The organism is Micromonospora sp. NPDC048871 (assembly GCF_043198155.1).
In the GTDB taxonomy this organism is placed as follows: domain Bacteria; phylum Actinomycetota; class Actinomycetes; order Mycobacteriales; family Micromonosporaceae; genus Micromonospora.
In genome coordinates this window covers 226071-247231 of sequence record NZ_JBICUM010000003.1, presented here as the reverse complement: position 1 = coordinate 247231, position 21161 = coordinate 226071, and the positions used below count along the sequence as shown (strand labels likewise).

Here is a 21161-nt window from a genome sequence, read left to right as displayed (position 1 = left end):
TCGGACGGCCGGTGGGCGTACTGCCCGCCGGCCGTCGGCGTTCCCAAACCGGTCCGTTCGCCCTTTCGGCACCGGACCCGGTCACCCCATACCGTTCGTCTGATTCGTCCCCCCGGTGGGCGGGGGTGTTCGCCCGGCGCGGCGCGGGTAACCCCGGTCCGGACGGGTAACCGTCGCGGGCCAGTCAACGTACGCCCAGAGCAACCGCACGGGGGAGTGCCGCGCACATGGGCATTGGTAGTGGGATCTTCCTGATCGCCATCGGTGCGATCCTGACCTTCGCCATCCGGGCAAACGTCTGGTGGATCGACCTGCGCGCGGTCGGGTGGGTGTTCATCCTGGCCGGCCTGGGCGTCCTGCTCACCACACTCTGGTTCTGGCAGGACCGCCGCAAGCGGGCCAGGACGCTGATCGTGGAGGAGAACCGGCTGTCTCATCCGACCGCGATGATGCCGCCACCTCCCGATCCGCCGCCACCCACCGCGCCACCGAGCTGAGGTGACGAGGCGCTGAGTCAGCGGAGCCGACCATCCGGCCCGCTGGCTCAGCGCTTTCGTGCTCAGCCTCGGGCGGTGTGCCGGGCGCCGATCGCCGCCGTACCCCGGGTCAGGTCCGCCCAGGGCAGGGTGGTGCGGTGCACCACCAGGTCACTGGTGCGCAGCCCGTCCGGATCGGCGCCGTACGGGTCGAGCAACCCCGACAGCAGGGAGATGCCCGGGTTGTGGGCGATCAGCAGCACCGTGCCGGCCCCTGGATCGACTCCGCGTACCAGCCTCAGCAGGTCCAGCGGGTGTGCCTCGTACGCCTCCGGTTCGTAGCTGACCGCCGGCACCGGGCCGGTCGGGCCGCCCTCCGAGGGTGACCCGGTCAGGCCCGTCTGCACCCCCTGCCAGGTCTGCCGGGTCCGCAGCGCCGCCGAGCAGAGCACCACCTCCGGCAGCAGCCCGTGCCGGGCCAGCCAGGCCCCGGCCGCAGCGGCGTCGGCCCGTCCCCGGGCGGACAGCGGGCGCTGCACGTCCCGCCCATCCTCGGCGGGCGGTTCCGCCTCGGCATGTCGTAGCAGCACCAGAGTGCGTTCCTGCCCCGGGGCGTCCCTCATGCCCCCAGCTTGCCCGATTGGCGATCTCCGTGTCGGGGTAAGTCAGGCGTGCCGCAACCTCATCGATGGCCGCGGCGAAGTGGAATGCCAGCTTCGATAGCCGAGGAGACAGAGAGATGGGCATCGGTGGCAGTATCTTCCTGATCGCGCTCGGCGCGATCTTCGCGTTCGCCGTGGAGGCGGATCTCGGCTGGCTCAACCTCAGCGTCGTCGGCTGGGTGCTGATGCTCACCGGGGTTGCCGGCCTGCTCGTGACGCTCTACTTCTGGAACTCGCGCCGCCGGGCCGTGGTCGCCCCGGTCCGTCAGGAGCGGGTGGTCGCCGACCGGGTCGTCCCGGTCCAGGAGGACCGGGTGGTGCAGGAATACCGCGAGGTGCGTCGGCCCGGTCCCACGGTCTGATCCAGGTACCCGACGGGGGTTGGTGGGCTCGCCCGCCAACCCCCCTCGGCGTACCCGGTCAGGCGAAGAGGGCGAAGTAGATGGCGATGTGGTGGCAGATCGCCGCCACCAGGGTGCAGGCGTGGAAGAACTCGTGATGCCCGAAGACCGTGGGCCACGGGTTCGGCCTGCGCAGGGCGTAGAAGACGGCCCCCACGGTGTAGATCAGCCCGCCGACGCTGAGCAGCACCAGCGCGGTGACCCCGCCCTGGTGCAGGATGTCCGGCAGGATCGCCACCGCCACCCAGCCCAGGGCCAGGTAGAGCGGAGCGGAGACCCACCGCGAGACGTGCGGCCAGACCATCTTGAGGGCCACTCCGGCCAGCGCGCCGCTCCAGACCACCGCCAGCATGGTCACGGTGGCGCGGTTGTCGAGCAGCAGCAGACAGAACGGTGTGTAGGTGCCGGCGATGAACAGGAAGATCATCGAGTGGTCCATCCGGCGCATCACCGCAAAGCCGCGCTTGGACCACACCCGACGGTGGTAGAGCGCGCTGGTGCCGAAGAGGCCGCAGACGGTGAGGCTGTAGACGAGGCAGCTGACCAGGGGTGTCCAGCCGGGTCTGGTCGCGGCGATCGAGCAGAGCACGATGCCACAGACCACGGCGACGAAGAACGCGTACGTGTGCAGCCAGCCGCGCATCCGGGGTTTCCCGATGTCGACCGGCCGGAGCCGGGACGGTGCTGAGGTGGTCACGACAATCAGGTTACGGCACCGTAGGTTACCTTCGGGTAGTGCGACCGGTCACGCCTCCTGCTGACAGGTCGAGACCGTCGGCGGGCCTGCGGTCGGCGAAGATGGCGGGATGCGGATCAGACCGGTGGGCAGGCACGCCCTGCTCCTCGACTTCACCGCACCCCCCACCGGGAGCGACTCCACCGGCTCGGTGGATCCCGCCCTGGTGCAGCGGTGGCTAGCCGAGCTGTGGCGCCGCCGGGAACAGGGTGAACTGGTGGCCACCGAGATCGTCCCGGCGGCCACCACCGTGCTGCTCGACGGGATACCGGACCCGGCCGCCACGGCCGCTGACATCAGCACCTGGACCCCGGCACCGGAGGTAGCCACGGCAGCCGAGGCCGAACTGGTCGAGATACCGGTGACCTACGACGGGCCGGACCTGCCCCGGGTCGCCGCACACTGGCACACCGAGGTGCCCTCCGTGGTACGCCGCCTGAGCCGGACCGAGTTCCGGGTGGCGTTCTGCGGCTTCGCACCCGGATTCGGCTACCTGACCGGGCTTCCCCCCGAACTGGCCGTGCCCCGGCTGGCCACGCCCCGACCCCGGGTGCCGGCCGGTTCGGTGGCCCTGGCCGGCCCGTACGCCGGGATCTATCCCACCGCCTCGCCCGGCGGATGGCTGCTGGTGGGGCGCACCACGGTGTCCCTGTTCGATGTGCGCGCCGACCCCCCGTCCCGGCTCACTCCCGGGGCCCGGGTGCGCCTGGTGCCGACATGATCGAGTTGGAGGTGCTGACCGCCGGTGCCCTGACCACCGTGCAGGATCTGGGCCGGCCCGGCTGGGCGCACCTGGGGGTCCCCCGGTCCGGCGCCCTCGATCCGGAGGCGTTGCGGCTGGCCAACCGGCTGGTCGGCAACCCGGAGGCGGCGGCCGGGCTGGAGATCACCATGACCGGCTGCGCGCTGCGCCCCACCCGGGCCACCACGGTCGCCGTCGTGGGGGCCGAGGTCGAGGTGCGGGTGGGCGAGCGGCCCGGCGACACCGGTCGCCCCCTGGCCGTACCCGCCGGGGCGGTGCTGCGGATCGGCCCGGCCCGACGGGGTCTGCGCTGCTGGCTGGCGGTGGCCGGCGGCATCGCCGTGGACCCGGTGCTGGGCAGCCGGGCCACCGACACCCTGGCCGGACTCGGACCGGCACCCCTGCGCGACGGAGACCGGCTGCCCCTGGGTCTCCCGATCAGCCCACCCGCCCCGGTAGACCTGACCCTGCCGGTGCCACTTCCCACGGAACTGCACCTCACCGCCCGACCCGGCCCGCGACACGACTGGTTCGACCCGGTGGCCCTGGACCGGCTGTACGGCTCGGCGTACACGGTGAGTCCGGTGAGCAACCGGGTGGGGGTCCGACTGACCGGCGCACCGCTGACCCGGGCGGTGTCCGGGGAACTGCCCAGCGAGGGAATCGTCCTCGGTGCGGTCCAGGTGCCGGCGGACGGCCAACCGTTGATCTTCCTCGCTGACCATCCCACCACGGGTGGATATCCCGTCATCGCCGTGGTGGACGAGGTGACCCCCCTCGCCCAGGCCCGACCAGGGACTACGGTCAGATTCCATGGACCTCAACGCTGATCTCGGTGAAGGCTTCGGTGTCTGGCAGCTCGGCGACGACGAGGCACTGTTGGACGTGGTCACCTCGGCGAATGTCGCCTGCGGTTTCCACGCCGGGGATCCGATGACGATGCGTCGGGTCTGCGCCGCCGCAGCCCAGCGCCAGGTAGCCATCGGTGCCCAGGTCGGCTACCGCGACCTGGCCGGATTCGGCCGTCGGCACATCGCCTACGAGTTCGCGGAGCTGCGTGACGAGATCCTCTACCAACTAGGGGCCCTGGACGCCTTCTGCCGCCCGTACCGCACCCGGGTCCGCTACCTCAAGCCGCACGGTGCGCTCTACCACGCGGCGGCCCGGGACGAGACCCAGGCGGCGGCCGTGGTCGCCGCGGTCAACGACTACGACCCCGAACTGCCCGTGCTCTGCCTGCCGGGTTCGGTGCTGGCCCAACTGGCCCAGGGGGCGGGGCTGCGGGTGGTGGCCGAGGGGTTCGCCGACCGCAACTACCTGCCCACCGGTCAACTGGTGCCGCGTACCTCGCCGCAGGCCCTGGTAGCCGACCCGCACGAGGTGGCCCGCCGGGCCGTCCGGATGGCCACCGAAGGCACCGTGGTCGCCACGGACGGCAGCGTGGTTCCCTGCGTCGTCGACTCGATCTGCCTGCACGGCGACAGCCCCGGCGCGGTGGCCGCCGCGGAACTGGTCCGCGCGGCCCTCGTCGACGCCAAGACCACCCCCACCCCCTTCACCTGAGGGGAAAGGAAGGGCACCTTATTAACGCCTGCGGTAGATAAGGGGTCCCCTCTTAACCACTCGTCGCGGTGTCCAGGCCGCGGAGCACCAGGGGGAGACGGGTCGCGGCCTCGGCGGCCACCCGTACCGGAACACCCCAGTCCTGCCGGGTCAGGTGGCAGGCCGCGTGCTCCACATCGGCGTCGCAGGTGGCCGCCTGGGCGGTCACCTGCAACACCCCCTCGGTCACCGAGTCGGAAAGCACCAGACGCCGGGACAGCGCGGTGTCGGTGCCGGCCCCCTCCACCAGCAGCTCCGGCGGGGAGGCGGAAACCACCAGCCGGGTGGAGGGGCCGTAGGTCTCGTCCAGCTTCTGACCCGGCGCCGGAGTGAAGATCACGTCCAGCGTCACCTCCCCGGCCGCCAGCAGAGTCGGCTTCCGCTCGGTGCGAAGCTGAGGACCCTGGACTGTGCTGGCACCCGCTGCGGAGAGGGCACCCGGGGCCAGCCGGGTGATCCGATGCCCGGCGGACTCCACCACCAGCACCGCACCCTCCGGGGTGAGCACCAGGTCGCTCGGCTCGGCCAGGTCGGTCGCCACGGTGAAGACCTGCTCCGTGGCCGGGTCGTAGCGTCGCACCGCCCCGTTGTAGGTGTCCGCGATCAGCACCGAGCCGTCCGGCAGCGCGCAGACCCCCAGCGGATGCTGGAGCAGCGCCTGCTTGGCCGGCCCGTCCACATGGCCGAAGTCGAACAGGCCCTGGCCGACCGCCGTACCCATGACGCCGTCCTCGACGTACCGCAGGGCACTGGTCTCGCTGTCGGCCACCCAGAGCCGGGCGCCGTCGGTGGAGACGGCCAACCCGGAGGGCTGAGCCAGCCAGGCCTGCTCCAGCGGGCCGTCCCGCAGCGCCTCCACGGTCGTGCCGGCGTACATCCCGGCGGTTCGCTTGATCGGATCGAACCACCACAGCTGGTGGATGCCGGCCATGGCGATGATGACCTTGCCGTCGTACCAGGCCAGGTCCCAGGGGGAGGAGAGGTCGATGGAGAGGGCGTCGTGGGCGTGGTCGTCGACCGTGGAACGCCACTGGCGCCCGGTGCCGGCCACGGTGACCACCTCACCGCTGCTCAGGCGTACGCCGCGCAGCAGGTGGTTGACCGTGTCGGCTACCACCAGGTCGTACCCGGCGACCTCGGCCGCGTGCTCCGGGAGCAGGCACAGCCCCTGTGGCTCGGAGAAGGTGGCGACCTCGGCCGTACCGTCGACCCGACCTCGGCTGCCGGTGCCGATCGTGCGCAGCAGGGTCTCCCCGTCCGGGGCCAGCTCGACCACCCGGTGCCGGGCCGAGTCCGACACCAGCAGGTTGCCCTCCGGACCGACCACCAGCTTGCCGGGGAAGCGCAGGGTGGTCGGCGGTTCCGCCGGGGGGACGTACGGGCCGTCGCCCCGGTGCAGGGTGCCCTTGGCCTCGTGGGTGGCGATCAGGTCGTCGATCAGCCGGGCCAATCCTTCGGCGTGGCCCTCGCCGGCCATCGTGGCCACCACGTAACCCTCAGGATCGATCACCGCGAGGGTCGGCCAGGCGCGGGCCGCATACTGCTGCCACATGTCCAGGTCAGGATCATCGAGTACGGGATGGTGCACCCCGTACCGCTCGACGGCGGCGGCCAGGGCCTCCGGGTCCTTCTCGTGCTCGAACTTCGGTGAGTGCACCCCGATCACGACGAGGACGTCCGCGTACTTCTCCTCAAGCGGGCGCAGTTCGTCCAGTACGTGCAGGCAGTTGATGCAGCAGAAGGTCCAGAAGTCGGCAACTACGATCTTGCCGCGGAGGTCGGCGAGGGTCAGTTCCCGCCCACCGGTGTTCAGCCAGCCCCGACCCCGCAACTCCGGCGCCCGTACGCGTGCACTCATGACCCCATCGTGCCGTACCGCCGGCCGGGGCCGGCCCGCTGGGCGTGATCTCGGGGGTGATCGACTCCGTTACGGCGAAGTTGCGGTATCCAAGCCGCCGGGATACCGCAATTCCGGCGCAACGGAGTTGATCGCCAAGCTAGGCCACCGGGGGCTTGCCGACCCGTTCCGCACGGGGAGTGATCACGGTCAACCGACCGGGATCCGCGCAGGTCCACAGCCCGGAACCGAACTCCGGTCGCAGCACCCAGATCGTCTCGTCGAGGACATCGGTGACGATGCCTGGCTCGGCGGCATCCTCGTCGTGGACCAGGTCGCCGACCCAGGCCCGGGGCGCTTCGCCGGGGAGCGGCGCGGGAAGTCGTCGGGTCGGCTCCCGGTCGACAGGGCTCGCCTGCCTGCGTGGCTCCGGCATGATCACCTACCTCTGGTCAGAACATGGGGGATGAGTTGCGGGCTCGCCGCGCATTCGTAGCTGACCTGCGCTGCTGCCATGCGGCGACACGTTGCCGATCACTTGGCCGGGGCGCGGGCGGATTGAGCTTCTGGACTCCGGCGTACTGGACGAAGACCTCTCGTCGGGTGACCGCGTCGCCCTTCTGGTCCAACTGATACCCGTCGAGCCATACCCATCCGTCGTAGGTCTGCCGGTCGAGCACCCGGATGAGGCGGAACATCATCGGCGTGCCGAACTGGACGCTGGCGGCTCGGGTGAGGTGCAGCAGGTCGCCGGCCTTGAGCCCGGCTACCGCTGCCGGTACCGATGCCATGCCGCGAGCCGAGTCCGCGCGACTTGAACCTCTGGACACCAAGCGCTGGCCGTGCAGCGCTCGCAGCGGTGATGCCGGTGGTATTCGAGTACGTACCAGGAGTGCTTGATCAGTTGGGGCGTTCGCCGCGCCGTCATGAACAACACCGGCGGTCCAGTGCGACAGGAGAGTCCCAGATTCGTTCCATTTGTCTCCGTCCCTGGCTGTCAACAGAGATGCGCGGGTCCGCCGCGAAAGATGCTGCTTTGTGTGGCGGGTCTGCTGATCGAGTGCGGGTGCCGCTAACCGTACTGCCTTACCGGGTAAGGCGCAAGTTAGGAGGGGAGGGCTTGCCAAGTAAGGCAGTAGAGTCGTTCACGCATGAGGAGGGAGAAGTCGTGTGAGTGGCTACGAGCAAGACAGCACGTCAGACCGATACATGACTCCCGGCAGCGGAGACGCGTGGGCCAAGGAAGCAGCTTCGACAGGCAAGCAAGGAACCCAGCGGATCATCGCAGCGGAAGAAGTTCTCGCGCCGCCAGAGGTGGCCGCGGCCCTGCGTCTAGCGCCGAACACGCGCGTCGTGCTCCGGCAGCGTGTAATGCTGCTGGATGGTCACGCCGTCGAGCTCGTCGACTCCTACTACCCGAGCAGCATCGCCGCCGGAACACCGTTGGCTGACTGCGCCAGAATCCCGGGCGGCTCGGTCACTCTGCTCGCCAACCTCGGATACACCCCCGACCGTGCGATAGACGACATCACCGCGCGTCGTCCCACGCTCCGAGAGCAACATGAACTCCGTATCTCCGAGCGAGACCCGGTGATCGTTCTCACCCGGCTCACATTCGCCGCCGACGGCACGCCGTTCGAATACAGCATCATGACCATGACTGCCGCCGGCCGTCACCTCCGCTATCAAACCAAGGCGTGACCATGCCTCGACCCAACAAGGACTCGCGTGCCCGCCACCAGCAGGTGGCCGCTGAGCTGCGGGCGATGATCCTCTCCAAGGACCTGCCGCCGGGTAGCAAGCTGCCGAGCACCGCGCAACTACAGCAGGAGTACGGCGTCCCCAACCAGACCGTGCAGAACGCCATCGCCGTCCTCAAGCGCGAGGGCTATGCCGACAGTTCGCCGGGCAAGGGCGTGTTCGTCCGTGAACGGCCGCAGCACGTCATCACGCCAGCAGCCTTCATCACCTCTTCGCCAGCCGGGCAGCCGTATCCCTGGCTGAGTGAGGCCGAACGGCGTGGACTCAAGGGGTCGGTTGACCTGCTACATGTCGGTGAGGTGACCCCGCCCGCTCAGGTCCGACTCGCGTTCGGCCTCGCGGATGGCGACGTGGCGGTGCTGCGCAAGCAGCTCATGCGACTCGATGACGAGCCCGCCGAACTTGTGCACTCCTATTATCCGGCCGACATCGCGCGGGAAACTCCACTCGCCGAGAAGCGGCGCATCAAGGGCGGCACGCCGCACGCCCTCCGTGAGATGGGGATCATCCCCCATGAGTTCGTCGACCAGGTGTCGACGCGTCCCCCGACCCCTGAGGAGTTCATCGCTCTGGAGCTACCGCCGGACATCTCGATCATGCGAACGTTCCGTGTCGTCTACGCGGAGGGTCGCCGCCCGATCGAGGCGACGGTCATGGTGAAGGCCGGGCACATGTACGAGTTGCAGTACCACCAAGTCGTGGACCCGACTTCCGGGTAGCTTTGTCGGCCCGCACCGCTCGGGCCTCAGCTCAACGAAGCCCCGACTTCGTGCATGTGGCGTTGTGGCAGTCCTGCTGTTCGACACGCCGGGCCGGGAGCAGCTGCACTGCCACGATCGGGCCGCCTCTGGACCACCGGAGTATGCGAAAGCGCCCGCCCTCTTGGTGAGGGCGGGCGCTTCGCGTTTCGGGTGGCGCCAGTGATCAGCCGGCGGCGTTCTTCAGGCAGAGCACCGGGTTCTCCACGTTGCCGCGCAACTCGACGTACGGCAGGGCCGGGTCGGGGCACTTGTCCTTCGAGTCGACCTTCGACACCACGCTGAACGTCTCCGGTTCCCCGCACACCGCCTCGATGGCGGTCTCGCCGGAGCGCTTGACGCAGGAGCCGACCGCCGGGTCGAAGGCGTTGTCGTCCGAGCCACCGAACTTGCCGAGCAGCAGCAGCAGGCCCAGCGGGATGGCGAGGATCAGCACGGCGGCCACCAGCACCGCGGCCAGCACCCGACCGTTGCGTACCTTCGGCGGCGGCGCGTCGGCGGCCGGCTCGGCTACCGGCTTGAACGCGTCGAATCGGCCCTGCTCCGGCTCGGCGGCCGGTGCGTCCGGGCTCCACGGGGCGTTCGCCTGCGGCCCCGAGGGGAAGGCCGTGGTGTGGTTGCCGCCGGAATCCGGGCGGGCAGGGGAGCCGTAGGTGACCCCGGGACGGTCGTTCGGGCCGCCGAAGGGGTCACGAGCGGCACCACCGGACGGGCCACCGAAAGGATCACCAGACGGGGCGCCGAAGGGGTCACCGGGCGACGTACCGAAGCGGTCACCGGGCGGGGCGCCGAAGGGATCACCGGAGGGGCCGCCGAAGCGGTCGGCGGGAGAGGGCGGTTCGGCGTGCGGCTTGACGCCGTTGACCGGGCGGTCGGTCGCCGGGGCGTCGGCGAAGGTCGGCAGGCCCGGCGGGAAGGCGGGTGAGGCCGGAGCGACCGCACCGGCGAAACCGCGCGGACCAGGCTGCTCGTGCTCCCCGAAGCGCGGGTCCGGACCCTGGTCGAACCGGGGCGCCGAGGGCTGCTCCTCCCGCTCCTGGACCGGCTCCTCCGGCTCCGGGCGGGCCGGTCGGCCGTACACCCGGGGTGCCGGGGTGCCGGTCGGGCGCACCACGTGGTCGGCTGGGGGAGTGACCCGGCTGGTCGTCGGTACGGAGGCGCTGGCCGAGACTGCGCCAGCGGCCGTCGGTGGGGTGGCCCGGCCGACGGACTCGGGCGAGGTCCGGGGGTTGGGGATCGCGGCGTCGGCCGAGGGCTGCGCCTCGTCCTGTCGTGGCTCGGGCTGGCCCCAGCCCGGCTGCTCGCCGCCGGTACGCGGGCCTTGCGGGTGCTGCTCGCCGGAGTACTGGCCCGGGGCGGGGTAGTCGGCCGGGGGTACGGCGGCCAGGCTGGCACCGGGGACCCGCTGTTCCTGCGGGGGCAGCGGGACCATGTTGGCCGGCGAGATGCCCGGAGCCGGAGCGGGCTGATAGACCGGGCTCTCGTCGGAGCGACCGGCCTCGGCCCGGGGTGCACCGGCCTCGGGCGCTCCGCTGCTGCCCCAGGCCTCACCGGGCGCCCATGGCTCGACCTCGCCCAGTGGCGCGCGGTCGCCGGTACGCGAGGGCAGGGGGGCAGCCGCACCCGGGGTCTCGGTGGGGGTCCAGGCGGCGGGACGGTCCTGACCCGGGGGCGACCATTGGGGCCGTTCGTCGGCCGGGCCGCCGCTGCCGGACCAGCCGGTCGGCTCGGCCTGCTGCGGGGTGGCCCAGTCGGGCTGTGCGGGTCGGTCGTTGCCGGGCTGCCGCTCGTCAGTCGACCGTTGGTCACCGGCCCAGCCGCCGGTCTCCGGCTGCCGGGCCTGGCCGCCGGTGGCCCAGCCGGGTTGTTCCTGCTGCTCGGCCGGCCAGGCACCGCCTCGGGCCGCGTCGTCACGACCGGCCATCTGCTGAGGCGTCGGGTCGGCCTGGGGTACCTGGGCCACGGCCCGGGCCCCCGGCTCGCTGCGGGTCGGCGGCTCGGCCCGGGTCACCGGCTGATCGGACTGAGCCCAGCCCGGCTGCCCGGACGGACCGGCCTGCCAATCCGGCTGAGCGGGCGAACCGGCCTGCTGCGCCCAATCGGGCTGGGCGGGTGCACCAACCTGCTGCGCCCAGTTCGGCTGAGCCGGCGAGCCACCCTGCGCCCAGTCGGGCTGCTGGGGAGACTCGGGCGGGCCTGCGGTGGTGGCCCAGCCTGGCGGCTGCTCATCGGGGCGGGGGGCGGCGTTCCACTCCGGCTGCTGGCCGGCAGCCCAGCCACCGGGCCGGGCGGAGCCGGGCTGGCCGCCGGTCGACTGGTCGGGGGCGGTCTGATGGGGAGTCCACTCAGCCGGTGAGGGAGTCTCCGATGTGGTGCCACCACCACCCCAGGCCGGGTTGCTCTGCCCACCGTTGGCCCAGGCAGGCTGGTCCGAGGTGGACGGCGCCGGCCAGTTGGCGGCGGGGTGCTCACCCTGGGCCGCCCAGGACGGCTGGCCACCGGCCGGTTGCTCGCCCTGTGCGTTCCAGGACGGCTGACCGCCGGCCGGTTGCTCACCCTGTGCCGCCCAGGCGGGCTGGCCGCTGGCGGGTTGCTCGTTCGGTGCGGTCCAGGAGGGCTGCCCGCCGGCGGGCGGTGCCCAGGTGCCGGAGTTCGGGCTCTGCGCCTGCCGGGTGGCCTGTGGGCCACCCCAACCCGCGCCCGGCTGACTCGCCCAAGCGGGGGCGGCCTGGTCAGGCCGGGCTGGTGGTGGCGGAGCCCAGCCGAGATCCGGGGCGGGTGCGCCGTATCCGTTGTCCTGCTGAACCGGGCGGTCGCCGTACGGCGCCGATCCACCGCCGCCCGGCGGCACCTCGTCCGGCTCGTGGCCGGGGTGGTGCGGGCCCTCGGACGTCATGCGTGCGCCTCCTCCATCACATGTCGGCCGCCGTCGCCGATGGTCTCGGCCGGGCAGCCGGCGGTGCCGGCGTACCGGCCGTGCCGGCTCCCCGCACCGTATCCGGTAGTCACCGGGGCGCATCCGGGGAGCGCCGATCGTCACTGTCTGTTGCCGGGCGATGTCGATCCGCATCTATCGCGTGACCTGCCCGGGGTGACGACCGTGAACCACCGTACCGGGCGCTGGGGCGAGGCGGTATCCCGGTGTCAGCGCCCGGGCCCAACGCCAACGACCCGCCCGGTGCGCCGGGCGGGTCGTGGTTGGGGAGGTGAGTTGAAGTCGGGTGGCGTCAGTGCGTGTGACGCTGGGCGATGGCGAGGATCTCGTCGCGGACGGACGGCGAACTCGCGGAGCGCAGGGCTCGCTCGATGGCGCGGGCGCGCCGGTTCGCGTCACGGCGGGTACGGATTCGCTCGATCATGCTCATGGTCTGTCTCTCCTGCTGTGCTATTCGGTTGTCGGCCCCTTGTGGTCTCTATTTAACCCCAGAACCGCGCAGGTATCCATCGATTATTAGGTGAGCTGCAACACGAACCTAAGAATCTTAGGTCCGGGGTGGAGTGTGGACCGGCATTCTTCGCCCAACGGCAACGGCCGGTGTGCCGGGCGTTCACCCGTGGCACACCGGCCGTCGTCGTACCGCGTCAGGTCCAGGCGAGCAGGGCCGCCTCGGGGTCGGTGAGGAAGTCACCGATGTCGCGCAGGAACTTCGAACCCAGCTCACCGTCGATGATCCGGTGGTCGAAGGAGAGGGCCAGGGTGGTGACCATGCGGGGCTTGACCTTGCCCTTGTGCACCCAGGGCTGCTCGCGTACGGCACCCAGGGCCAGGATCGCCGACTCCCCCGGCGGCAGGATCGGGGTCCCGGTGTCCACCCCGAACACACCGACGTTGGTGATGGTCAGGGTGCCGCCGGACATGGCGGCCGGTGAGGTCCTACCGGCCTTGGCGGTCTGCACCAGGTCGGTCAGCGCATCGGCCAACTCGCGCAGGGTCAGTCGCCCGGCATCCTTGATGTTCGGCACGATCAGGCCGCGCTCGGTGGCCGCCGCGATACCCAGGTTGACGTACTCCTTGACGACGATCTCGTCGCCGGCCCAGGTCGAGTTGACCATCGGGTGTCGCTTGACCGCCAGCAGCACCGCCTTCGCCACCAGCAGCAGTGGCGAGACCCGTACCTCGCGCCACTCACGTCGGCCACGCAGCCGGTCCAGGGCCTTCATCGCCCGGGTCACGTCGACGGTCAGGAACTCGGTGACATGGGGGGCGGTGAACGCCGAGCGGGACATGTTCTCGGCGGTGAGCTTGCGTACCCCCTTGACCGGGATGCGCTGCTCGCGGTCGGCGCCGAAACTCGCGGCGGAGGTGGTCGCCGCACCTACCGTCAGCGGCTCGGCCGCCGCCGGTGCCGCCACGGCCCGCTGTACGTCCTCCCGGGTGATCGAGCCCAGCGGACCCGAGCCGGTCAGGGTACGCAGGTCTACCCCGAGATCCTTGGCCAGCTTGCGGACCGGCGGCTTGGCCAGCACCGGCCCGGCCAGGTGACCGTTGCCGTTCACCGCCGCAGGAACCGGCGCCGGGGTGGCCGGAACCGGGGCGGTCTGGACCGGCACCGGAGCCGGGGCGGTGGCCTGGGCCGGGGTCGCGCCCTTGCGGGGCCGGCGCTTCGCGGCCGTGGTGCGGGGGCCGTAGCCGACCAGGACGGCGGTACGACCCCCCGGTGCGGGACCCCCGATCAGGCCCGGCTCGACCGCACCCTCCGCCGGGGCGATGTCGACCGCGGCCAGCGCGGCCGCCGAGGGGGTGGGCAGCTCCTCCGGCACCGGCCCGGCGCCCGGGTCGGTGTCGATCGCGATGATCGGCGTACCGACCTCGACCGTGGTGCCCTCCGGGTGGAAGATGGCCTGCACCTGACCGGCCCACTTGGCCGGGATCTCCACGGCCGCCTTGGCGGTCTCCACCTCGACGATCGGCTGGTTCAGCTCGATGATGTCGCCCACCTTGACCAGCCAGGCGAGGATCTCGCCCTCGGTCAGGCCCTCGCCGAGGTCGGGAAGGTTGAACTCCTTGATCCGGGACATGCCGCTCACCAGCCGAAGGTGCGGTCGACGGCGTCGAGCACCCGGTCGAGGTCGGGCAGGTACTCCTCCTCCACCCGGGCGGCCGGGTAGGGGGTGTCGAAGCCGGTCACCCGCAGCACGGGCGACTCCAGGGAGTAGAAGCACTCCTCGGTGATCCGGGCCGCGATCTCCGCACCCAGGCCCACATTGGAGGGTGCCTCGTGCACCACCACCGCGCGGCCGGTGCGCCGCACCGACTCGTACACCGCGCCCAGGTCCAGCGGGGAGAGGGTACGCAGGTCGATGACCTCCAGGTTGCGGCCGTCCTCGGCCGCGGCGGTCGCCGCGTCCAGGCAGGTACGCACCATCGGGCCGTACGCCAGCAGGGTGGCGTCCGTGCCGGGCCGGACCACCCGGGCCGAGTGCAGGGGGTACGCCTCGGACAGCGGGGCGTCCAGGTCGACCTGCCCCTTCTCCCAGTAGCGCCGCTTGGGCTCCAGGAACACGATCGGGTCGTCCGAGGCGATCGCCTGCTGGATCATCACGTACGCGTCCTGCGGGTTGGCGCAGGAGACGACCTTCAGGCCGGCGGTGTGGGCGAAGTACGCCTCGGGCGACTCCGAGTGGTGCTCCACCGCCCCGATGCCGCCACCGAAGGGAATCCGGATGACCATCGGGATGCGCAGCTTGCCGCCCGAGCGGTAGTGCATCTTCGCCACCTGCGACACGATCTGGTCGTACGCGGGGTAGACGAAGCCGTCGAACTGGATCTCGCAGATCGGCCGGTAGCCCCGGATGGCCAGGCCGACCGCGGTGCCGATGATGCCGGACTCGGCCAGCGGGGTGTCGATCACCCGCTGGTCACCGAAGTCCTTCTGCAATCCGTCGGTGATCCGGAAGACCCCGCCCAGCTTGCCGACGTCCTCGCCCATGATGACGACCTTGGGGTCGTTCTCCAGGGCCTTGCGCAGGCCGATGTTGAGGGCCTTGCCGAGGGTGAGCGTCTCCGTGGCCATCAGTGCGCGCTCCCCTCGAACGAGTCGAAGTACTTGTTGAACTGCGCGCGCTGCTCGTCGAGCAGCGGCGACCCGTTGGGGTAGACGTGGTCGAACATGGTGACCGGTGCCGGGTCCGGCATGGCCAGCACCCGCTCGCGCAGGTCGATCGCCTCCCGGCGGGCCTGCTCGTCGACCTCGGTGAAGAAGTCGCCGTCGGCGATCTTCTCCCGTTCCAGGAAGGCCTTCATCCGGGCGATCGGATCCTTGGCCTGCCAGGCCTCGACCTCGCTGGCGATGCGGTAGCGGGTCGGGTCGTCCGAGGTGGTGTGCGCCCCCATCCGGTAGGTGTACGCCTCGATCAGGCTGGGGCCCTGCCCCTGCCGGGCGTTGTCCAGGGCGTGCCGGGCCACCGCGTACGTGGCCAGCACGTCGTTGCCGTCCACCCGGACGCCGGGGAAGCCGAAACCGGCGGCCCGCCGGTACAGCGGAACCCGGGTCTGCCGCTCCAGGGGCTCGGAGATGGCGTACTGGTTGTTCTGGCAGAAGAACACCAGCGGGGCGTTGAAGACGCTGGCCCAGACGAAGGCCTCGTTGACGTCGCCCTGGCTGGTGGCACCGTCACCGAAGTAGGCGATGACCGCCTCGCCGTCCTCGCCGCCGGTCTTGCCGTCCATGACGACGCCCATGGCGTATCCGGTCGCGTGCAGGGTCTGCGCCCCGATCACGATCGTGTACATGTTGAACTTGAACTCGTTCGGATCCCAGCCGCCCTGGTCGACGCCGCGGAACAGGCCCAAGGGCATGATCGGATCGATGCCACGGCAGTAGAGGACGCCGTGCTCCCGGTAGGTCGGGAAGGCCATGTCCTGCGCGCGTAGCGCCCGACCGGAACCGACCTGCGCGGCCTCCTGGCCCAGCAGACTGGCCCACAGGCCCAGTTCGCCCTGCCGTTGCAGGGCGGTGGCCTCGGCGTCCAACTTCCGAACGAGGACCAGGTCGCGGTAGAGGCCGCGGTATTCCTCGTCGGTGAAGTCGACACGGTATTCGACGCCGTCCGGGCCGGTGACGCTGTCGATCCGCTCACCCGTCGGGGTGAGCAGTTGCACCAGCTCCGGGTCGCCGGTCGGGGCCTTCCTGGATCGGGGTGCGGCTCGTCGGCCGCGGGTGCTGGCCCCGGGGTCGCCCTTTGCCATCCGTCTCTCCCTGTCGTGTCTGCGTCGGCACCGGGGGGTCACCCGGCCGCGCGACTCGTGAGCCCGCCCCGGCTGGTGCCGGGATCGGTTCCTGGCGACCGCGCCTAGCCCCGGTGGGGGTTGCCGCGCGGCGTGAGCCGGATTCATGGCCGAACCCGGTTCGGGGAGCGTCGGCGCCCAGTCGCGCCTACCGCGTGGTGCGCGGAGGTCGCGGCTGCACTGCCGTCGTGGGTCCATATTCGCATCATGGGTGAGCCGTCCCACACCCTGCCTGCTCCGCATCCCGGCCGGGGTCCGGTTCGTTACCTGAAATGCCGAGGTGTCTGGTCCAGCGACTCCCGGCCGAACCGGCGATATTTATCGCCATTCGGTCAGATGGGGTGTTTCGCCACGCTGCGGGGGGTTGGCTGCGGCGCGGCCACTGACCCACGCTTCTCGGGTGGGCCCCGTGCCGACCTCGGTGGCCCCCCGGGCTGCTCATGGCGGTCCCGGCCCCGGTGACGGCGAGGAGTGCGTGGTGTCGGAACCAGCTGAGGGCGCGGAGACACCCGGTCGGCACCGGCCACCGGAGGGCTACCGCCGAGTGATCGGCGCCCACCGGGCGGTACGCACCGCCGGCCCCTCCCGGGGCTACCTGCTGACGGTCGCCCTGCTGGCCGGTACGGCCTCGATGCCGGTGCTGGCCGCGATCAGCACCGGCTCGGCGACCGTGGGCAGCACCGCCCTGCCGGACAGCGGCACCCCCTTCATCCCGACGCCCTCCGTGGGGCCGGTGGTCATTCCGCCACCCCCCACCGGCGCCGCGCCGGCCACCCCGACGGCCTTACCCTCGACCGCTCCGGCCGCCCCACCGGTCAGCCCGACTGACCGACCCGACCCCGGGCCGATCCCCCCTCCGGTGGACCTGACCCCGCAGCGTCAGGTGGCCCCACCGGCGAACTCCCCCCGGCCACCGCTGCCCACCCCCGCGCCGTACCCACGCCCCAGCCCGGCACCCACCCCCACCCCGACCCGGCCCCTGCCGGGCACCTCGCCCACGCCGAAGCCGACCCCCCCGAGCGAACCCCCCACCCCCTCGGTGTCGCCCGATCCGCCGGCCGAGCCCAGTGCCTCCCCGGACCCGGATCCGCCCGCCGAGCCCACTGCCTCGGCAGAACCACCGAACATGACCGACCCGGTGGCCAGCAGCCAGCCCTGCGTCACGACGGATCCGTCCACATCGGCGCAGCCCGGTAGCCCGACGGAGCCCGGGATCTCGGCCGAGCCGGCCCCCGCCGCCGAACACTGAGGAAGCACCCCTTCGCCGACGGTACGGTGAGCACGGCGGCACATCGCCCTCGACGGACCGGAGCGAAGCGGGGGATCGAATCTTGGTCGACCGTGACCTGGCCACCGACGAGGTCGCTGCGGTCCGGCCCGGCCCGGGGCTGCGACTGGCCCGGATCGTCACCGAGTTGACCGCGCCCGCCGTCCTGGTGTCGCTGCTGACCGTGGTGATCGGCTGGCACAGCGCCCAGGGCACGGCGAGGGGCCTGGGCTGGGGCCTGGTGGCCGTGGTCTTCGTCAGCCTGATCCCGATGGCGTACATCCTCGGTGGGGTGCGCCGGGGCCAGCTGACCGATCACCACATCCGGGTACGCGAACAACGGCGGGTGCCGCTGCTGTTCGGGCTCGGTTCGGTCGCCGCCGGGCTGGCCCTGCTGGCCGTGCTCGGCGCCCCCAGACCCGTACTGGCACTGGTCACCGCCGGACTGGTGGGCCTGCTGGTGGCGGTGACGGTCAGCCACTGGTGGAAGATGTCGATCCACTCTGCGGTGGCGGCCGGCACCCTCGTGGTGCTGGTCGTCACCTTCGGCGCCTGGCTGTTGCTCGCCACCCCGCTGCTCGGGCTGGTCGGCTGGTCCCGGGTCCGGTTGGGTGACCACACCCCCGCCCAGGTGCTCACCGGTGGCCTGCTCGGTGCCCTGGTAGCGGCGGTGGTCTACGCCCTGCTGCGCTGACCCGGGCGGGTCAGCCCTCGTCGGCCAGGCGGTGCCGGTTGGCGTCGATCCAGGCGTCCAGGGCGGCCGGGTCGTCCGGGTCCACCCCGTCGGCCATCAACTGGGCCACCGCGGCGGTCGCCGGGCTGCGCCGCTCACCGGTGGCGTAGAGCCGGACGAACTCCGGCACCATCTCCGCGATGGCGGTGTCCGTACCGATTGCGGCCGTCTCCGGCAGGCCACGCCTGCGGGCGGCGTACCCGGCCCAGGCCCGCAGCACCCGGGGCAGCATCGCGGCGTCGTCCATGTCCAGTACGGCCCGGCGGTGCACCCAGTCGAGCAGGAAGAACCCGGCCACGGTCGGGCTCCAGCGCAGGGGGTCGGCGTCGGCGAAGGTGGCCGCATGGTCCAGCAGCAGGCCCAGGCAGAAGTGCAGGGAGGCCAACTCCGCGCCGTCCAGGTCGTCGAACCCCGCCCGGACGGCCTCCGGGGAGGCCAGGAACCGTCGGATCTCGTCGCTGCGTACGGCGGCCGGCAGCGGATCGGCGGGGGGCACCGGCGCGGCGCCTCCCGGCCCGGCCGGGAGGATGGCCAGCCGGGCCCCGACCAGGGCGCGATCGGTGGCCAGGGAACTAGCCCCGGGCAACTGCCCGAGTTGGTCGGTGACGGCCAGATGCCGGGTCACCTCGTCACGCATCCGGCTCGGTTCCTCCTCCCGGAACCAGGTCAGCTCGTCCTCGGCGCACAACTGCCGCACCTGGGCCAGGATCCGGCTCGCCGGCCCGCCGATGAAGACGTCCTTGGCGATGCCGATGTTGTGGTCCACCAGCGCGATCAACGCGTGCTCCGGCCCACCCAGGGTGTCGTCGTAGGCGAAGGTGGCCAGATAGGAGGTCTGGTCGCCGTAGACGTCGCCGTACGCCCAGGTGCCGGTGAGATGCACCCGACCCAGCTGCCCGGACCAGGCCGGGGCAGCGGCACCGGGGCGAACCCGGTCCGCGCCCTCGGCGTCCGGCACCAGGGCGGCGAACACCGCGCGTACGGTGGTCGCGGCCAGGGCCCGCCGTCGGGAGGTCGCCGCCAGGAAACCGGCCACGAACTCGCGTACGGCCGTCTCCCGGTCGGTCTCCGCTACCTCGTACACGCTGCCCAGCAGCGCCGCACCGAGCATCTCCGCGTCGAGGGCGGTGTCGAGCTTGGTCACGTCGCGGGCGGCGTGCAGCACGGCTTCGTACGGGGTCTGTGGCGTGGCCATGTGCTGACACTACGCCGCCGAGGGCCCGACCAGGGGTGAGCGCAGTCCCCTCGGGGCGGTCACCGGTGTCGGGCCACCTCCAGGACGGTCCGGGCATCGGCGTGCGCGGCGATCACCGCCCGGACCGGTGCCAGCACGTACTCCTCGCCCACCTCGGCCACCGCGCTGGTCAACCGGGCCTCGGCGCGTCGGCGGGCCCGTCCGGCGGCCCACCGGGTAACCGGTCGGGTCAGGGCCGCCACCAGCAACCCGGCCAGCAGCCCGCCGAGCAGCAGCAGGGTCGGCACGGGCACCTCACCGACCATCGGATGACGCAGTTCCGGCAACCCCAGGGCCCGCAGGGCGTAGCCGAGGGCCAGCCAGCCGAGCCCGGCCACGGCGGCCAGGGTCACCAGCCACTGCACCGCCCCGACCAGTCGCCACCAGGTCCGGGGACGGTCCATCCCCAGGTCGGTGCCGGAGATCGCGCGGTCCAGGGCGTCCGGCAGGTCGCCCAGTCGGGACCGGGCCGCCGCGGTGACCGCGTTCGGCCAGCCGCTGGGCAGGCCGGCACCGGCCCCCTCGGCCACCGTGCGCACCGCCAGCCCCAACGCGGACCGGTCAGCGCTGCTGGGCTCCGGCACCGAGGTGGCGGCGACCAGACTCGCCGCCTCGGGTGCCGTACCGGATCGGTCGGGAAGGTGCAGCCGACGCAGCGGATCGGGGCGCAGCCGCCGCCAGGCCCGTACCAGCGGCCAGCCGGTGGTCGAGGCGGCCCGGTGCCGGTACGCCTGCTCCACCGCCGCCACGACGGTCGGTACCCCCGCGGCGGCTACCAGGGCCCGGTCCAGTGCGGCCACCGAGGGATCGCCAGTGCTCAGCGTCGCCTGCGGGGCCCCGACCATCTCGTCCAGGGCGGCGACCACGGCGTCCAGGTCACCGGAGAGCCGGCGCAGGGCGGCCTGCCGCTGGGCGACGCTGCGTTCCAGCGCCTCACGCAGCCCCTGGGTCCCGGCTGGGTCGGCGACCGTGGTGGCCAGCAGTGGCACCCCTTCCAGCCCGTCGGCGTCGAGCAGTCGACGCAGGTCGGCCAGCACCCGGGGTACCTCGGCCGGGGGCAGTCGGTCGACCTGGTTGAGCACGACCACGGTCACCTCGCGGTGCCGGCGGAACTCGCGCAGGTAGCTGTCGTGCACCACCCGGTCGGCGTACTTCTGCGGATCGACCACCCAGACCACCAGGTCGACCAGGCCGAGCAGCCGGTCCACCTCCAACCGGTGGGAGTGCTGCACGGAGTCGAAGTCCGGCAGGTCCAGCAGGATCAGCCCGTGCAGGGTGGACTCGTCGTCGCCGTCCAGCGCGCTCTCCCGGACGAACCGGTGCCGGGGCAGTACGCCGAGCCAGTCCAGCAGTCGGGTGCCACCGTCCAGGGGACCCCACACGCAGGCGTGGGCCACCCCGGTGGTCGGTCGCCGTACCCCGACAGTGGAGAGATCCATCCCGGCCATCGCGTTGAACAGGCTGGACTTGCCGCTGCCGGTCGCCCCGGCCAGGGCCACGACGGTGTGGTCGCGGGAGAGGGAGAGTCGGGTACCGGCCCGTTCGACTAGGGTGCGGGCCGGCACCAGCGGAGTGTCCGGCAGGTGGCCGTCGACGATGCCGAGGAACCGGCGGATCGCCTCCAGTCGGGCGACCAACTGGTCGGCGTCGACCCGGCCGTCCGCCCGCAACGCCTCACGCAGGCGTCCGCCCATCCCCATCATGGCCGCTCCCGGCTGGTCCAT

General features: G+C 71.9%; 21 protein-coding genes. 9 read left to right on the top strand and 12 right to left on the bottom strand.

The genetic code is table 11. The features are described from left to right. Positions 1–227 precede the first annotated feature (227 nt). Positions 228–497, top strand: coding sequence for a DUF6458 family protein (locus tag ACGFIK_RS10080; RefSeq protein WP_250792029.1), 270 nt, complete (start codon positions 228–230; stop codon positions 495–497). Positions 498–559: 62 nt separating this feature from the next. Here ACGFIK_RS10080 and ACGFIK_RS10075 read toward each other — a convergent pair whose 3' ends face one another. Beyond that, positions 560–1099: a SixA phosphatase family protein gene (locus tag ACGFIK_RS10075; protein WP_393338808.1), complete on the bottom strand. Its 540-nt coding sequence runs from the start codon at positions 1097–1099 to the stop codon at positions 560–562. A 116-nt stretch (positions 1100–1215) separates the two neighbouring features. Between ACGFIK_RS10075 and ACGFIK_RS10070 the strand changes: the two genes are divergently transcribed. Next, complete coding sequence (locus tag ACGFIK_RS10070; RefSeq protein ID WP_327023433.1) at positions 1216–1500, top strand: DUF6458 family protein; 285 nt, start codon at positions 1216–1218, stop codon at positions 1498–1500. Between the two features lie 58 nt (positions 1501–1558). Here the strand turns inward: ACGFIK_RS10070 and ACGFIK_RS10065 are convergent, their stop codons facing one another. Beyond that, entirely contained in the window at positions 1559–2236 is a 678-nt protein-coding gene (locus tag ACGFIK_RS10065; RefSeq protein WP_393338804.1) for a hemolysin III family protein, read from the bottom strand. A 109-nt stretch (positions 2237–2345) separates the two neighbouring features. Between ACGFIK_RS10065 and ACGFIK_RS10060 the strand changes: the two genes are divergently transcribed. The 3 genes from ACGFIK_RS10060 to ACGFIK_RS10050 are packed head-to-tail and all read left to right on the top strand — an operon-like array spanning position 2346 to position 4580. Then, on the top strand, positions 2346–2996 hold the full coding sequence (locus ACGFIK_RS10060) for an allophanate hydrolase subunit 1 (protein WP_393338802.1): 651 nt from the start codon (positions 2346–2348) through the stop codon (positions 2994–2996). After that, positions 2993–3847: a biotin-dependent carboxyltransferase family protein gene (locus ACGFIK_RS10055; protein WP_393338799.1), complete on the top strand. Its 855-nt coding sequence runs from the start codon at positions 2993–2995 to the stop codon at positions 3845–3847. The genes ACGFIK_RS10060 and ACGFIK_RS10055 overlap by 4 nt, the downstream gene beginning before the upstream one ends. After that, positions 3831–4580, top strand: a complete 750-nt coding sequence (locus ACGFIK_RS10050; protein ID WP_393338797.1) for a LamB/YcsF family protein — start codon at positions 3831–3833, stop codon at positions 4578–4580. The genes ACGFIK_RS10055 and ACGFIK_RS10050 overlap by 17 nt, the downstream gene beginning before the upstream one ends. Positions 4581–4632: 52 nt before the next feature. On the opposite strand, the gene ACGFIK_RS10045 is transcribed toward ACGFIK_RS10050, so the two are convergent. From ACGFIK_RS10045 to ACGFIK_RS10035, 3 genes are all read right to left on the bottom strand, one after another. Then, positions 4633–6477 (bottom strand): NHL domain-containing thioredoxin family protein, encoded by a 1845-nt coding sequence (locus ACGFIK_RS10045; protein ID WP_393338795.1) that lies wholly within the window; start codon positions 6475–6477, stop codon positions 4633–4635. Positions 6478–6616: 139 nt separating this feature from the next. After that, the gene (locus tag ACGFIK_RS10040; RefSeq protein ID WP_393338792.1) at positions 6617–6892 is read right to left on the bottom strand and encodes a hypothetical protein; all 276 of its coding nucleotides are present in this window, start codon (positions 6890–6892) and stop codon (positions 6617–6619) included. A 16-nt stretch (positions 6893–6908) separates the two neighbouring features. Further along, positions 6909–7247 (bottom strand): hypothetical protein, encoded by a 339-nt coding sequence (locus ACGFIK_RS10035; protein WP_393338789.1) that lies wholly within the window; start codon positions 7245–7247, stop codon positions 6909–6911. A 379-nt stretch (positions 7248–7626) separates the two neighbouring features. Here ACGFIK_RS10035 and ACGFIK_RS10030 point away from each other — a divergent pair, with 379 nt between their 5' ends. Next, positions 7627–8157, top strand: a complete 531-nt coding sequence (locus ACGFIK_RS10030; protein WP_393338787.1) for a GntR family transcriptional regulator — start codon at positions 7627–7629, stop codon at positions 8155–8157. A 2-nt stretch (positions 8158–8159) separates the two neighbouring features. Then, positions 8160–8936, top strand: coding sequence for a GntR family transcriptional regulator (locus tag ACGFIK_RS10025; protein WP_393338785.1), 777 nt, complete (start codon positions 8160–8162; stop codon positions 8934–8936). A 205-nt stretch (positions 8937–9141) separates the two neighbouring features. Here the strand turns inward: ACGFIK_RS10025 and ACGFIK_RS10020 are convergent, their stop codons facing one another. The 5 genes from ACGFIK_RS10020 to pdhA form a co-directional block, all read right to left on the bottom strand. After that, the gene (locus ACGFIK_RS10020; protein WP_393338783.1) at positions 9142–11871 is read right to left on the bottom strand and encodes a hypothetical protein; all 2730 of its coding nucleotides are present in this window, start codon (positions 11869–11871) and stop codon (positions 9142–9144) included. A 331-nt stretch (positions 11872–12202) separates the two neighbouring features. Next, positions 12203–12340 (bottom strand): hypothetical protein, encoded by a 138-nt coding sequence (locus tag ACGFIK_RS10015; protein ID WP_327023419.1) that lies wholly within the window; start codon positions 12338–12340, stop codon positions 12203–12205. 217 nt (positions 12341–12557) lie between these two features. Continuing rightward, entirely contained in the window at positions 12558–13994 is a 1437-nt protein-coding gene (locus ACGFIK_RS10010) for a dihydrolipoamide acetyltransferase family protein (protein ID WP_393338997.1), read from the bottom strand. Between the two features lie 5 nt (positions 13995–13999). After that, on the bottom strand, positions 14000–14989 hold the full coding sequence (locus tag ACGFIK_RS10005) for an alpha-ketoacid dehydrogenase subunit beta (protein ID WP_393338781.1): 990 nt from the start codon (positions 14987–14989) through the stop codon (positions 14000–14002). Continuing rightward, positions 14989–16164 (bottom strand): pyruvate dehydrogenase (acetyl-transferring) E1 component subunit alpha, encoded by a 1176-nt coding sequence (pdhA, locus tag ACGFIK_RS10000; protein WP_393338779.1) that lies wholly within the window; start codon positions 16162–16164, stop codon positions 14989–14991. Before pdhA ends, ACGFIK_RS10005 begins: the two co-directional genes overlap by 1 nt. 517 nt (positions 16165–16681) lie before the next feature. Between pdhA and ACGFIK_RS09995 the strand changes: the two genes are divergently transcribed. Together ACGFIK_RS09995 and ACGFIK_RS09990 are read left to right on the top strand one after the other, a co-directional pair. Beyond that, positions 16682–17452 (top strand): hypothetical protein, encoded by a 771-nt coding sequence (locus ACGFIK_RS09995; protein WP_393338777.1) that lies wholly within the window; start codon positions 16682–16684, stop codon positions 17450–17452. An 82-nt stretch (positions 17453–17534) separates the two neighbouring features. After that, on the top strand, positions 17535–18164 hold the full coding sequence (locus ACGFIK_RS09990; protein ID WP_327023415.1) for a phosphatase PAP2 family protein: 630 nt from the start codon (positions 17535–17537) through the stop codon (positions 18162–18164). A gap of 10 nt (positions 18165–18174) precedes the next feature. On the opposite strand, the gene ACGFIK_RS09985 is transcribed toward ACGFIK_RS09990, so the two are convergent. Both ACGFIK_RS09985 and ACGFIK_RS09980 read right to left on the bottom strand, forming a co-directional pair. Continuing rightward, positions 18175–19398 carry a hypothetical protein gene (locus ACGFIK_RS09985; protein WP_327023414.1) on the bottom strand — a complete coding sequence of 408 codons (1224 nt, stop codon included), beginning with the start codon at positions 19396–19398 and terminating at the stop codon, positions 18175–18177. 59 nt (positions 19399–19457) lie between these two features. Then, on the bottom strand, positions 19458–21161 hold the full coding sequence (locus ACGFIK_RS09980; protein ID WP_393338773.1) for a GTPase: 1704 nt from the start codon (positions 21159–21161) through the stop codon (positions 19458–19460).